Raw genomic sequence first — 14,184 nt, 5'->3', positions numbered from 1 at the left:
ATTTAAACAGAGATGAATAGAGCTATTTTATACAAGTTCCGTTTGGGACGGAACTTGTACATTAACGCACAGATGATTAGATTGTGACGTTAAAGGCAGGAGCCTTTCTAAAATTTATTTAGAAACTTTAGGGCTGGCTTTTTTAGTATTTTGTTTAGCTGGCGCTGGAGCTGCTTTTTTAGTTTCTTTATTTTTAGCCATGATATGTTACCTCATCATTGATAACTAACAGTTAACCCTTTGATTTATATTTGAATATATATTTCAAACACGAGATTTATATTAGTCCTATTTAGCACAAAGTGAATAGTGTATCGATAGTATATTTTGTACTAATAGCATCCGCTCTTAGTTAATTTAGTAATTTACTGGCTTTCTAATAGGGCAGAGCAAATGCTTAAATATTTTTTAATCAATCCATATTCATTAAATAAACAATGATTGGCGTAAACCTAATCACCTTTGGATGATCTGAAGCGATTTTCTTAGTAAACCAAAGGCTGCGTTCAAAAAGTGAACATAGGTGTGGTCACTCTATCTATTAGGGAACGATGTGAGCGCATTGAGTTGACTGGCTCGCCCTTCATGCGTTTTCTCTGCTTCAGCACCTCATATCAGGCGATCTATTTATGGCAAGATAAACAGCCGGATCACTATTAAAGCGAGAAAGGCCGTGGGTAAGGTTAAAAACGTCAATCCCGCAACATCATTGACAGGGCCTTTGTAGCGGGTGGCAAAAATATAGTTTAAAACAGCGACAGGCATACAAAAGGCGATCATTAAATTTGCGCTATGAAGCGGTGATAGATGTAATAATAGCGCTGCGCCCCACGCCATCGATAAGCCAATCGCGGGGCGATACAGCGCTAAAAATGATAGACGCACCCAATTGGCTTCATGTACCTTCATATGTGCCAAAGAGCGGCCTAACATCAATAACATAATGGGCACGGCAATGCTGCCTAGCATGGTAAAGACCTGCAACAGAAAATGAGGGACAGGGATCTTAAGCCCTAAAATCACCGCGCCGATGATCAGCGAGATAATGGGTGGGTTGGCGAGTAACCGACGTGGGGAATAACTGCCTGACATCAATCCAATACCTAACGTAAAGTGGCTGATTTCAATCACTGATGAGATGATCACCGCGCCTGCCAACCCTTGATTACCAAGCAGTGCATAAGCGATAGGTATTCCTAAATTGCCAGTATTAGGGTTGACTAGGACCGGCAGATAGAAGCGCGCTTTTAATCCCATCAACTTAAGAACAATCAAAGAGACAATCACCATTGCCAATAGTGCTAGAGCACTGGCGAGCACCAATTTACCCATCCCAAAAAAGTCAATGTGGTTGCCGAGCATCGAGTGTAATAACAGACACGGCATGCCGACATTTACCACTAACTGTGGCAGGTTTGGATCGTCTAAATAGCTGGTGTTGCGACTGAGTATAGCGCCAAGCCCTGCGATGATTAATACCGGCACAATGGCTGCGAGAAAGGCAATAAACATGGAACTCCTTAGGATGAGCATCTTGGTGACGAATCGGAACGCGTGAGGCGGTGTTCATTCATCTTAACGCTAACCGCTTGAATAATATATCAGAGCGATGCGCTAAAAGCGTGTTTGAAATAACCGTAAAATGAAGAAGATGAATGATGCTGGTCAGTGATGAGAAGAGGGCTTTAAGCCAGATAATCTTTTTCTGTTTGCATCCACAAATTAATCGAGTCTTGGTAACGCGATACATAGATATAATAGAGAAAGTCAATGGCCATCAGCAAAGGCAGCTGCGGTGTAATCATGCCGGTTGCCTCTTCTCCATTGAGCGATGCGGTGATAAGTGCGTGATTTGCCAGGGCCAACAGGGGAGATTTTTTATTTGCGCTGATACACGCAATGGTGACGTGGCGCTCTTGCAATGTGGCTAAGTAGTGTGTCAAACGCTCGCTGCGACCATTGAGTGACAATACAATGAGTAAATCATCGGCTTTAAGCAGCGGACTGTACATTTTCATTGAGTCGATATCGGTAATGATCTCAACAAATTTACCTAATCGGCGAAAACGTAGCTTGAGATCTTCAGCGGCAAACGTGCTAAACCCTGCGCCAAACACATGAAACCCTGTTCGCTGCGCAATACCCTGAGCTAGAGCTTCGGTTACTGTGACATCTAACTGCTCATGGATGTTTTGTAATAGATTGACATATTCATAATGCAGTGCGTCATGTTGATTGGCGGAATTGTCGTGTTGATTGCCATTAAGTTGCTGTTGATAGCGATAATAGAACTCCTTAAACGATGAAAATCCAAGTTTCTTAATAAAACGGGTTAAACTGGAGATGGATACGCCAATGTGCAGCGCTAATGGCTCAATTTTTTCTGGGCTGGAGTGCGAGAGCAGATAATCGGCGATTTGATGATCGGTTCGCGTGAATTTGACCCGCGCATAACGGATGATCATCGTCAGATCGTTATTCATAGCCATATGACTCATTCTCCTCAATTTGCATCCATATCCCAATGTCATGATTCCCTTGCCGCCGTTGACACCGTGCGAAGGGGCCAATTAGGCGCTATATACCTTAAAGGTTTTTATCTGCTTCGGTGCAAATAGACCCAGATGCAGCATCGCTTGGTGAATCGGAATTGGTTGGGGTTGCTGCTCATTTAAGTTCACTAAGGCTGCTGTATTGATGTGCTCTGGCAATTGTACAAAGCCTGCGTCAGTAATTGCGTAGCTAGCAGGATTATAGATTCGAATAATCCATCCCTCATCCGCTTGGGCCTGTTTTATCGCGCTGCAGACTAATTGAGGCGCATTAATCGTGAGTAAACTAAAACGCGATGCTAACGCATTCGGTAGCGGATTGACACCAAAGTACTTCATAGTATTGGTAAATCGGTTTAATTGTTGCTGCTGATAGCTGATGATCGGCACTGCTAAACGCTGCCAATTTTGCATCAGCAGTGCGCCTTGATAATTCGGATGTAAGTCGAGTCCTATTTTGAAGGTTAATGGTTGCAGTAACTGGCTATCCGGCGTCGGAATATATTTAAACTGCTGCCCAGAGGCGACGCCAGGGCGGCGTTGAAGATCCGGTTTGCCAAGCCAACCTATGGACCGAAATAGCGTTAATGCCAATGCAGTGGTTGGTGTTGTTGCCTCTGTGGTCAGAAAATCGGTGTAAACTTGATACTCTTTGATCCCACATGCATAGAGCGTGAGTGATTTGGAGTGATCTACGAATGAAACATGGTGGATCAATGGATAAATAGCCGAGGGTTCCTCTTTCCAGCCTTGTTTTTGCCAGTTATCCATCAACGGATGGTGATTCGCACGTTGAACACAGCCAAACGGTGTATCTGCAATGGAATCTGTAGTCTGAATATCACTGTGAACCAACAGTTGCATGCGATGATCACAGGCTTTATTGTCAACCATTAAATCAATTTCCAATGGCCCATCATTGCGTAGGATCAAGCTTAAGCGATAGGTTTGTTTAACCGAGCACTGATGCAATGCGCGTTCTGCTAAATTAGCTGGTAGTAGCCAGTGACCTTCTAATATTAATCGCTGGCTGGTGGCACTGGTTTGCTGCAGACTTTGAGCATTGGTAAAGTTCAGTGATAGCTGCCAGTCTTGCTGCGGCGGAGAATAATCATAGTTGTCACCATCATCGCCCATATCATAAATGGTTAAGAAATCTTGCCAATGGCTCTGGGTCAGGGTATCGGTTAAATGCAATTGCCCGTAGCGCAGTTCTATGTGTAATCGCTGATTTTGGATACTGGCATTTGCCAATGAGTAACTTTGAATCAAATGAGTTGGCGCCTTACATTCTTGGATGCTGTAACAGCAAAATCCTAATGCAGGCAACTCGGCGAAAAACTCAATTTGCTGTTGGTAATAATAAAGCGCGGGGTCGTGATCTTTGGGATCGCGCTTTATACTGCCGCGATAGCAACGAGTCGAGCTTAATAGTGTGTATGTAACTGGCTTCCCATCTGGATCGATCAACTGAAATTCAGGTTGTTCGGTAGCCAGCTCGACGACGGTCACTTCATGGCGAGCGACGGGTAAAGTATTTAGCAACATTAACGGTATGTGCTGGGTGTTTGCGGAGATATATGATTCGGCGAGTTTGTGGACTAAGAAGTCGATATTGGCCGTTGTCATCTGTGCGGTGGTGGTGAGGCGTTGTAAAATTTGCTGATTGGTGCGATCGCTATTGCAGCCTCCGGCACTATCGTGAGCGTGATTACGTAGCAGCTGTTTCCACAGCGCTGTTATCACGCCTTGTTTATAGGGAATACCTAACTGACTTGCCATAAGCATTAATGGTTCGAGCACCAAACTCATATGCGTTTCTATCTTATCGTTGAGCTGTTTATGATCATAACGGGTAGAATAGATGGAACGATGTATCTTGGAAAACTGCCCATCAATCATCTCGCCTTCGATGGTCGCAAGTTGATGTTCTTCGGTGTTGATGCCATCAAAAAGAGCTTCGTAACTGCTTTGAATAAATTGATGCTGGCTCTGACGATTATAGGTGTTGATACGCTCGGTCAAGCAGGTATCTACCTTAATTTGATCGGCACCATAAGGCATGGGTAGATGATGGCTATTGGTATCTTGAGCAATCATCGTCACAATGTCATCAGGGTGTTGCGAGCGAATTTGCTCTTCAGCTAAGTAATAGCCATTGCGCAGTTGATAACACTGTACTTGGCTGCCATCTTCACTGCGCCAGTTGAACTCGCGTGTTGGGCAGGTTGATGAGGCTAAACCCCGCCAAAACACACTGCGTTTAATGTCAAAACCCGCATATATTTTAGGCATATCGATGCTTTGGCCAAAAGCATCTGGAACATAGCCCATCATCCAACAGCCACCTAAGTGGCGTGCGCTTTCAATGCCGAGCTGCAAGTTACGCACGATTGACTCACCGCTAATGATTAACTGATCGGTTTGAGTATACCAAGGGCCAATCTTGAGCTTATTTTGGCAAACCCATTGACTCAGCTTTGCTTTATTACGGGGGACTAGGGCTAAGTAATCCTCAACAATGCTGAGCTGCCCATCAAGAATGTAGTGCGTGAGCTGGCCTGACTCGAATGCATCAAAGAGATCGTCTAAATGATAAACCAGCTGCACGGTTGACTCTGAATGGGTGAAATACCACTCATAATCCCAATGGGTATGAGCAATAACGTGAATGACTTTACTCATCGTGTTCCCTCAATGGCACGCAGAATCGCTTGGTCAATCTCATTAGGTTGCTCACTGGTGAGAATGCGGCGAAAGTCATCGCGCATATTAGCCCGTGAAATCGAGATTAACGGCAACATGGCGGCTTGGTCATTCGTGGCTGGAATAAGCAGCGCAACTGCGACTTTTACGGGTTTTTCATCCATCGTTTCCCACGCGATATGATGACTGAATTGGCAGACCCAAATCCCCGCATGCAGGACCTGTTTACTTTTTGCGTGGGGGGTCGCAATGGCATCTTTAAAACCGGTTGAAGATTGTGCCTCGCGAGCGAGCAGATCGTTTAAAAATACGGTATCGGAGCGTACATAACCGGCCTGCATAACGTTGCGGGCAATAAACGCTAGCGCTTGGCGTTTATCTGTTGAATCGTTGTCATAAATGATATGTGATATGTCAAATAAAGGTCGTGACAGATGAGGTGTACTTTTAAATAAACGATTAAACATGAGGTGCCTCCGTTGTGACAGGTTGTTGACGCCATAAACCGATAATGAGGGCTGTGACGAGAATTCCCGCACCTGTACATAATAGCCATGAGATAATTGGCCAAGGCTGTTGGACATAACCAATAATGGTACCAAGCGGCGAGCCGAGCCCCCCAAAGTTTTTAATCCCCCATAGGCCAACTAAGCCACCGGCTAAGGCTGAGCCGCAGACACTGGCAACGATAAGTTGCAGTGGATTTGCCGCAGCAAAAGGAATCGCTCCTTCAGAAACACCAACCAAGCCCATTGCACAAGCGGCGTTGGCGGCATTATGTTCATCAGTGGTAAATTTATGTTTAAATAAGCGTGAAGCAACAAATACCCCTAATGGTGCAATTGAAATAGCGGCTTGCACAGCGGTAAATGGGAGTAAATTTGCACCTTGAACACCATATTGGCCTAGGGTATCGATATAAATCGCGGTGCTAAATAGATAAGCTGTTTTGTTAATCGGCCCGCCAAAGTCAAAGCCAATCATGCCGCCAATCACCGCGCCAATTAAGAAGCTAGAACCTTTGTGCTGAGTGACTAAGACATTTAAGCCGTGATACATTGCATCCATTGCCAGCGAAATTGGTTTGCCGATGCCATATAAGACAAAAATAAAAATAAAGAACGTCGAGATGACGGGAATAATTAAGATAGGCAGTGATGGCTGAATAAACTTAGGCCATGGTAATTTTTTTAAATACAATACAAAGTAACCAACAATAAAGGCGATCAAAAGTGCGGCTAAAAAACTACCCCCAGTTTTAGTGCCTAAAAAGCTCGGATCATTGGCTAAATAAGCTCCGATCATCGCTGGCGCAATAGCGGGGCGATCGGCGATAGAGCAGGCGACAAATCCAGCAAATAGCGGGATCATTAAAGTAAAGCCGACCTTGCCTACCTGGAATAGATGCGACATGAAATAACCCATAGCAGTGCTATTATCAAAGCCCCATTTCACTAAGTGGCCTTGGGCATCGCTGTGAAATGCAAAAATATTTGCCAATGCCAACAGTAAACCACATGTGGCCATGGGGATCATATACCCCACGCCGTTCATGGTGTGTCGAAAGAAGCTATTATGACTCGCTGTACCTAATGTGACTGAGCCGACCGTCGTCCCTTTGCCTTGCACTATTTCATCGGGCAGTAACTGCGCATTCACCGTTGCTTGCTCAATCACGTTTGCGGCGTTGCTGATGACTGCATTGGTACTGACTTGGTAGATCCGTTTACCGACGAAGCGGTGCGTATCGACATACACATCGGTGGCGATAATAACCAGCTCTGCTTGAGCTATTTCATCAGCTGTTAACGGAGTTTGCACACCAATATTACCTTGTGTTTCAACTCGAATATTATGTTGGCTGGCTTTGCCCGCCGCCAATAGAGCCTCTTCTGCCATAAAGGTATGAGATATACCAGCAGCGCAGGAAGTAATAGCGACAATCTTCATATTTGACGTCTCTTCATAGCCAAGGAGGTATATAACATATGCATTTTTATCTAATTGGTAAAAACATTCATTTTTGAAGTGCGATATAGCGCATATTAATTGATATTTTGAACTTTATTTTCAATAAATCATCTATTTCTTGGTTTTTTTGTCATGGGATAAGGCAGCACTGCGTGCTAGTGCGTTAGATTATTCATGTGTCAACAAATCTAAAATATACTATTTAGTAAAAAACTTAGTACTTATAAATGATTGTCAAGTAGATGGGGAAACGGTACTGTTTAGGATCATAGCTATTGTTTTTTACTGAGTAAAAATAGGAAGATATTCAATCAGTAAAATGTTGTGGTTTAAGTCTTCTTCGACTTACCTAAACAGCTAAAACTTGCGATCAACATGACGGATTTGAATGTTGAACTGCACTTTCTTGTGCTTGTGCTTCAATCGCAAATTCGCAAAGTGATATATGGGGGTAGTTTTTCTTATTCCGACGATCTCTTGGGAAATTTTTTGGAACAAGGAAAATAGTTTATTTTCGATGAAAAAAAAACTTCAAGATATTCCAAAGAAGTCGATGATAGTGGACTCAGACCTGCAGCGACTTATCACTTTAGAGCGGGAAAACGATCGACTAGCGGATGAAAATGAACGCTTAAAGCGTGAAAAATCACGTTTAGAAGAAAAACTCAAAGCGGCGCTCGATGGCACCGGGATTTGCTTGTGGGAGCAACATATACCAACGGGTAAACTCACTATTTTCAATATGGAATGGGGCAAAATGCTCGGCTTTAGCGCCTCTGAGTTAGACGCGACGGTCGATATTTGGAAAAGTAAACTACATCCAGATGATTATCTCGATGTAGTTGCGAATCTTCAGGCTCATTTAAATGGTCAAAGTGAGTCTTACCAAGTTGTTCACCGCATGCTGCACAAAAATGGGAGTCATAGCTGGGTCTCTGATCGTGGACGCATTGTTGAATATGACGACCAAGGATGTCCACTGCGAATGATGGGCACACACATTGATATCACTCAAGAGAAGCGTTATGAATTAGAGCTTGCGAAACGTGCTCATTCTGATCCGCTTACCAATTTGCTTAATCGTAACGCGTTTAAGCAAATCTTTGCTAACTTAGCCACGCAAATGAAAAATCACGACGGTGCACTGGTTTTTATTGATCTCGATAATTTCAAATGTGTTAATGATCGTTTAGGACATAAAGCGGGGGATAGCGTGTTATTGGAGGTGGCCAACTGGTTGCAAAGTGATGCTCCGCCCAAGGCTAAGATTGCGCGTCTAGGGGGGGATGAATTTATGTTTCTGTGCATTGATGTGTGCCAAGCCGATTTAATCCGCTCGGTAGAATGTTTATTATCCCGCGTACAGCTGCCTATTCGCTTAGAAAATGGTGAAGTTACAATTGGCTTAAGTATCGGCATCTGTCAGTTTGTTCTTGGTGATGCTAATTTTGACATGGCCTATGAAAAAGCCGATCACGCTATGTATCAAGTGAAACACCATGGCAAAAATAATTTTCATTTAGTGCGAATGTGATTGTTGTGTCAAGCAAGCTGGGTGCAGACGGGTTATTTCACAAATGATTGGGATAATGCTACTTCTCTTAAAATCCAATCAATAAACATACGACACGCCATTTGAGGGATATGGCGATGTAGTAAATAATAGCTATATCCAGTGTGTAATTTGAAAGCGAACGGCGCAACAAGATCCCCCTTGGTTAAAGCATCTGATACCAATGGCTGGCTAGCTAAGGCGATGCCATCGCCTCGCTCAGCAGCTTTTAGTGCAAGGTGTGAATGATTATAGTGAAGTCCTGCTTTGGATTGATGCGCATGTGAGTAACCGGGTTCAACCTCAGCGGCTAACCACCAGTCAGACCATGTTGTTCCCAGATTGTCATCATGAATGAGCGGATAAGACTGAAATAGATGCTCCGAATGTGTCCACTCGCTTGCCATTTTGGCACTTAACACAGGAAAGATAGTTTCTTCAAGAACCTTCGTCGCTATACATCCTTCCCAGTTACCACGGCCATATAAAATAGCGATATCTGCATTTGTGGTACGGAATCCTTCGGTATATTCACGCGTCATAATCTGCACAGAAATATATGGATGAGCATCTATAAATCGCGGGAGTCGTTCGACGAGCCATCGGTTAGCAAACGAATCAGTTGTTTGGAGTCGAATCACTTGGTGTTTCTCTATCTGCGCAAGCGCGTGGGTTGTGACTGTTTCAAGGCCAGATAAAAGTTTAGCGATATCCTGTAGATAGTGGTGACCGAGCGTTGTAAGGGTAACTGTGCGAGTATTTCGAATGAAAAGAGCAAAACCTAACCAGTCTTCGAGAGCCCGTATGCGATGACTCACCGCTGAAGGTGTGAGATTGAGTTCATCTGCAGCTGCTGTAAAACTAGTTTGTCTCGCGACGGCATCTGCTGCGATTAATCCCGTTAACGGGGGAAGTCTGCGTTTTGAATCTTTTATACTCATTTGTGAATTTACTTCATCACTTAGTGAATTATTATCGTTTGTAATTATTTCGTCATAGATAGATGATGTCAAATAAATCGTAACGATACCGTTCAAGTATAGAAAAACAGGTGCTAAATGAAGTTGATCTATTTAATTTGTGATGAAATAAGTTAATTTTAAATATATATGAAGTGTAGTGTTTTTATTCAAAATAAATGATGAAATCTGGTTTTTTCGATGAAAAACTATGTGGATTAAGTGTAAATCTAAGTCACTATTCTTAATCGCTCCATATCTTGCTAGGAGCCTTATACTGAAAAGCTTCCTCGTTATTGGGAGGCAATAACGTCACACAATAAGGCTAAGCCACATATGCCCTCAATCTCTCTATAGCAATGGGCATGAGTCCAGTGTTCTATATTTGGAATAGTTAGTTAGGTCGATGATATAAAATTCATAAATTTTATTAAATAAGTCAAAGTGAATTTTTCGTATTGTAATTAAAAATCAAAAGAGAATTGTTATGAATAATGATAGAAAAATGCTCTATCAAAATAAAATGGCAAATTACGCAATAGGGATTTCTGCTGCCTTGTTTGCAACGGGAGTATGGTCGCTTAATTTTATTATTCCTTTTGTAATTGGACGATATAGTATCTTTGATTTTGCGCTGTTTCGGTTTGTTATTTCAGGATGTGTTGGCGCCATCGTTCTTGTGCTGCGGCGAGATAGAATTTATAGGATGGGTATAAAAGATATGGCCGTGATCGCTTGGTTGTCCTTGACCGGGTATGTCGGTTTCTTTCTGTTAGTATCTAGTTCGGCAATGCTTGCTGGCCCCGTGATTGCGCCTGCCATTTTGAGTCTTGTACCTGTGGTTTTATCGATTAGTGGAAATCTATATCAAGGCTCAGTTGCTTGGCGTTCCTTTTTCATCCCACTGTTTTTCATTGCCACAGGGCTAATTGTGTTGAATGGCTATGATTATACGATGCATCGCGGTTATCAGTTATTACCGCCATATATGGGGATGCTGTGTGCAATGGGAGCGGTTATTCTCTGGACATGCTTTGGTTTATTCAATCAAAATGCGTTAGAAAATCGTCCCACAATGGATTCTTCAGTGTGGAGTGCAATGCTACTTGTTGCTAGTGCGGTTGAAATAGTGCTCTTTTTCCCGATAGGCTCCTCTATGGGTTTATTTGAAATTCCGACACTCGGGTTATCTTGGTCGTCAGCCCATTCACTGTGGTTATGGGGTGTATCCTTGGCGTTTTTGTCCTCGGTTGGTGGTGTTTGGGCTTGGACTATCGCATCGCGCCGCCTTCCGGTTGCTTTGTCTGCACAGCTAGTCGTTTTCGAAACTATCTTTGGTATTTGTTTTGGCCTCATCACGCAATCGCGTTTGCCAAGCTTTATTGATATAGGTGGTATAGTCCTACTGATTGTCGGTGTTGTCATGGCTACTCGTGTATTTTATATGTCCCATTCATATACTCAAATAAAACACGTTGAATGAATACCCATCATAGTGCAGGGTAAACATATACTTGGAATCATAATATAGCCCAAGAATTCTTGGGTTTGACAATTAGTCTTTCGCCTTTTTTCATTTTTTTTGTGGATTTAAGGCATCCTAAAGAACGGATTCACATATTTATGGCAAGCTCCCAGAGCAGGTTTCTATTGCCTCTGCACTGATTAAAATACTCAGCGAATCATTGCGTTACATACCCGATCAAGTAACTATGTTGGCCATTCCTTCAGTTTGTTCTCGCCCTATGGCTTAGATTCTTATTCCAGCCTCAGCTCTTTTTTATGCAAAGAGCTGAGATCACCAAACATCAGTTGTTTTGCAGCTTTTTTAAGGCCAATTGTATCGCTTGAGTACTGAATTCAGAAGTTTATTTGATTCTAGTTGTTTTCTTTGTGGTCATAGATTTTCTTTACTTGTGATTTTACGCACTCAACTCAGAGTCTGAAATGGTTGGTGTAGATCAATCGATAAAGCTGTATTTATTTGATACAAAAAGTTGAGATAATAGCCCTTGTTTTTCAAGGGGTAACAGGAAAATCTCAAATACGAAAGTATCATAATAAATGGCTATTGCTTCTGGATATAAATGAGCTAAAGTCATTGTTAAGTCTTTTCTATAGTAACAATAACGCGTAGGACTTTTAGGTATCAGAGCAAATTGACATGTAAATGACAACATATCATGACCCTGAAGATGCAGTGTCGATGATATAACTTGCTATTTTAAATGGGGAATCCTTAAATATTACAAATGGATGTTGATGATTTAAGTGATGTGCTGAATAAATGTAGTTTTTGTGGGCATAAGCATGGTATTGACGTGCTTGCTGAACCATGCAGTCGTATCGCTGTCGCGTAAATTCAATAGATAATGCTTAGGTTTTAAAGCGATAGAAGTTGCCAGATGCTTACGATGGTAAGCCATTATTGAAAACTGTATATACCAATTTTGGGAGATAAAAGTGCGTCATACCATCTTCATAGACTCAGGTAACAGAGCCTCTTGGAAGTCTTTTTTACTACTCGCGATTGCAGCTGTCATATTTAGTGGATTATTCAATCACACAATATGGACACCTGATGAGCCACGAGTTGTTGCAGTTATTAAAAATATGTATCTTTCTGGAAATTTCATCATACCGCAATTTGCAGGTATTCCATTTGTTGAAAAGCCACCTCTATTTTTTATTTATGTTGTTTCATTGATGCATCTTACTGGTTTGAATGCACTGATGGCTTCACGGTTAGGGTTAGGAATACTTTGTTTGGCATCATTGATTGTTTTTTCTCGCCTTGCTTGGTTACTGAAGGGGAAAGAGTTCGCATGGATCAGTGTGAGTATCTTAGCAACGTTTGAAGGTTTTTTGCTGAATTTTCATTGGGCACGAGTGGATGCCATTATGATATTCACATCAGTCGCTGCAATTTGGGCTTTTGCAGAAGCATACTTACGTTTTCAACTTCGTTATTTGCTATTAGCAGGCGCATTAACTGGGATGGCATTTTTAAGTAAAGGCCCTGTTGCCATTGCCATCTGTGTTGGACCCGCTTGGATTGCACTCTTTGCTCGTTATCTCTATTTAAGACGCCATGATACCGTGAGAGCCTCTTCATCATGGGTCAATGTGTTGTTGTTTCACATCATTGGGTTAGCCATCATGTGTTTAGTGATTGCGGCTTGGGTCTATCCCTTCTATAAGCAAGCATCTCCCGAACTTTGGCACTCTTGGTTTTGGGATAATCAAGTCGGTCGTTTGACAGGCACTGCACCCAAAACATTAGGACATAATAATCACGGTAAACCATTTTATTATGTCAGCGGAATGATTGAATATACCTTACCGTGGACTGCTTTTTTCTTCGTCGGCTTAGTCTCAATGGTTAAAAGAGTTGTGAGTCGGCATCCATCAAGCTGGTCAGATGGTTTCTTTCTTTGTTGGTTTTGTTTGGCCGTTTTTATTCTCTCTTACTCGGTAACAAAACGTACAATGTATCTTGCACCATTGACGCCTTTGTTTGCTCTTATGGCAGCGGATGCGATTTTAACGGTGAAAGGTCGTTGGTCGCTCTGGTATCGACGGTTTTGGTTAGGGATCATGATTGTGTTATTAGCAATATTTGCTGTAACGCCATTATGGGCTGGTTTTTTACCTAGTGGAAAAATTCCAAAAGCATTGATGACATGGCTCTCAACCTGGCAGATGAGCGCACTTTGGTGTGTGCTAGCCATTGTTTTGATCATAAAAATCGAAGTGACAAAATGGCCGAGTTGGACAAAATTAGCGTTAATGACATCACTGTTTTTTATTGCTGTTTTTCATCATATTTTTGTGGGGATTGATGTGGCTAAAAACATGAAACCTGATCTGAATGCTTTTGTCAGTCAGATCCCACAAGATAAGAGAGCTCGCATTGCGGGCGTCGATTTTAGCGAAACCATGTCATCGATATTTTATATTTATGATGATTGGGCTGTTCCTATGGTTGCAAAAGCCCGTGTACAGCAGATCATCGATGGTAAAGACAGTCAATATGACTACCTTCTGGTTGACATCGATAATGTTAAAAAGAATCCAATGACATATATTGGATTATCGGCCAAAACCCCATATCAGTTATTGCTAGTTGGACATCCCCGTTATGATAAAAAGCACGGTGCAGTATTGTGGTTAACAGGGATAAAGCCGGTGTCGCCTTCAAGCCAGCAACTCAAACAGAACTAAAACGAATACGCTGAGGCGATTAGGCACTTAGTATCCTACTACCTTAGTTTAGCTAAGGCCTATCGAAGTGCTCATCAGGAGACAATGTCATATTTCAGTTCTGGATTGACATTGTCTATTTCTTAGATATTCAAGGGTTCAATCACTTCCAGTTTACTCATACAGTGCCTAATTTGAGCGTTTCTGCTTGGAATTTGTCAGGGCCGCTGTGCCTCTTTTG

At 42.4% G+C, this 14,184-nt stretch carries 9 protein-coding genes; 3 read left to right on the top strand and 6 right to left on the bottom strand.

Going from position 1 to position 14,184, the window contains the following annotated elements; translation table 11 throughout:
* Positions 1-627 precede the first annotated feature (627 nt).
* The 5 genes from ABUE30_RS06475 to ABUE30_RS06455 form a co-directional block, all read right to left on the bottom strand.
* Positions 628-1,512, bottom strand: a complete 885-nt coding sequence (locus ABUE30_RS06475) for an AEC family transporter (RefSeq protein ID WP_408622896.1) — start codon at positions 1,510-1,512, stop codon at positions 628-630.
* 173 nt (positions 1,513-1,685) lie between these two features.
* On the bottom strand, positions 1,686-2,489 hold the full coding sequence (locus ABUE30_RS06470; RefSeq protein WP_408622895.1) for a MurR/RpiR family transcriptional regulator: 804 nt from the start codon (positions 2,487-2,489) through the stop codon (positions 1,686-1,688).
* Between the two features lie 81 nt (positions 2,490-2,570).
* Positions 2,571-5,237 (bottom strand): glycoside hydrolase family 38 N-terminal domain-containing protein, encoded by a 2,667-nt coding sequence (locus ABUE30_RS06465; protein WP_408622894.1) that lies wholly within the window; start codon positions 5,235-5,237, stop codon positions 2,571-2,573.
* On the bottom strand, positions 5,234-5,725 hold the full coding sequence (locus ABUE30_RS06460; protein ID WP_408622893.1) for a PTS sugar transporter subunit IIA: 492 nt from the start codon (positions 5,723-5,725) through the stop codon (positions 5,234-5,236). The genes ABUE30_RS06465 and ABUE30_RS06460 overlap by 4 nt, the downstream gene beginning before the upstream one ends.
* Positions 5,718-7,208, bottom strand: a complete 1,491-nt coding sequence (locus ABUE30_RS06455) for a PTS fructose transporter subunit IIC (RefSeq protein WP_408622892.1) — start codon at positions 7,206-7,208, stop codon at positions 5,718-5,720. The genes ABUE30_RS06460 and ABUE30_RS06455 overlap by 8 nt, the downstream gene beginning before the upstream one ends.
* A 574-nt stretch (positions 7,209-7,782) precedes the next feature.
* Here ABUE30_RS06455 and ABUE30_RS06450 point away from each other — a divergent pair.
* Entirely contained in the window at positions 7,783-8,763 is a 981-nt protein-coding gene (locus ABUE30_RS06450; RefSeq protein WP_408623194.1) for a GGDEF domain-containing protein, read from the top strand.
* 32 nt (positions 8,764-8,795) lie between these two features.
* Here the strand turns inward: ABUE30_RS06450 and ABUE30_RS06445 are convergent, their stop codons facing one another.
* Complete coding sequence (locus ABUE30_RS06445; RefSeq protein ID WP_408622891.1) at positions 8,796-9,722, bottom strand: LysR substrate-binding domain-containing protein; 927 nt, start codon at positions 9,720-9,722, stop codon at positions 8,796-8,798.
* A 505-nt stretch (positions 9,723-10,227) separates the two neighbouring features.
* Between ABUE30_RS06445 and ABUE30_RS06440 the strand changes: the two genes are divergently transcribed.
* Entirely contained in the window at positions 10,228-11,223 is a 996-nt protein-coding gene (locus ABUE30_RS06440) for a DMT family transporter (RefSeq protein ID WP_408622890.1), read from the top strand.
* A 980-nt stretch (positions 11,224-12,203) separates the two neighbouring features.
* Positions 12,204-13,964 carry an ArnT family glycosyltransferase gene (locus ABUE30_RS06435; RefSeq protein ID WP_408622889.1) on the top strand — a complete coding sequence of 587 codons (1,761 nt, stop codon included), beginning with the start codon at positions 12,204-12,206 and terminating at the stop codon, positions 13,962-13,964.
* Positions 13,965-14,184: the final 220 nt, after the last annotated feature.

This window comes from Celerinatantimonas yamalensis (assembly GCF_046054155.1).
In the GTDB taxonomy this organism is placed as follows: domain Bacteria; phylum Pseudomonadota; class Gammaproteobacteria; order Enterobacterales; family Celerinatantimonadaceae; genus Celerinatantimonas; species Celerinatantimonas yamalensis.
The sequence above is the reverse complement of the archived record's forward strand: the minus strand, read 5'-3'. Positions and strand labels throughout refer to the sequence as shown.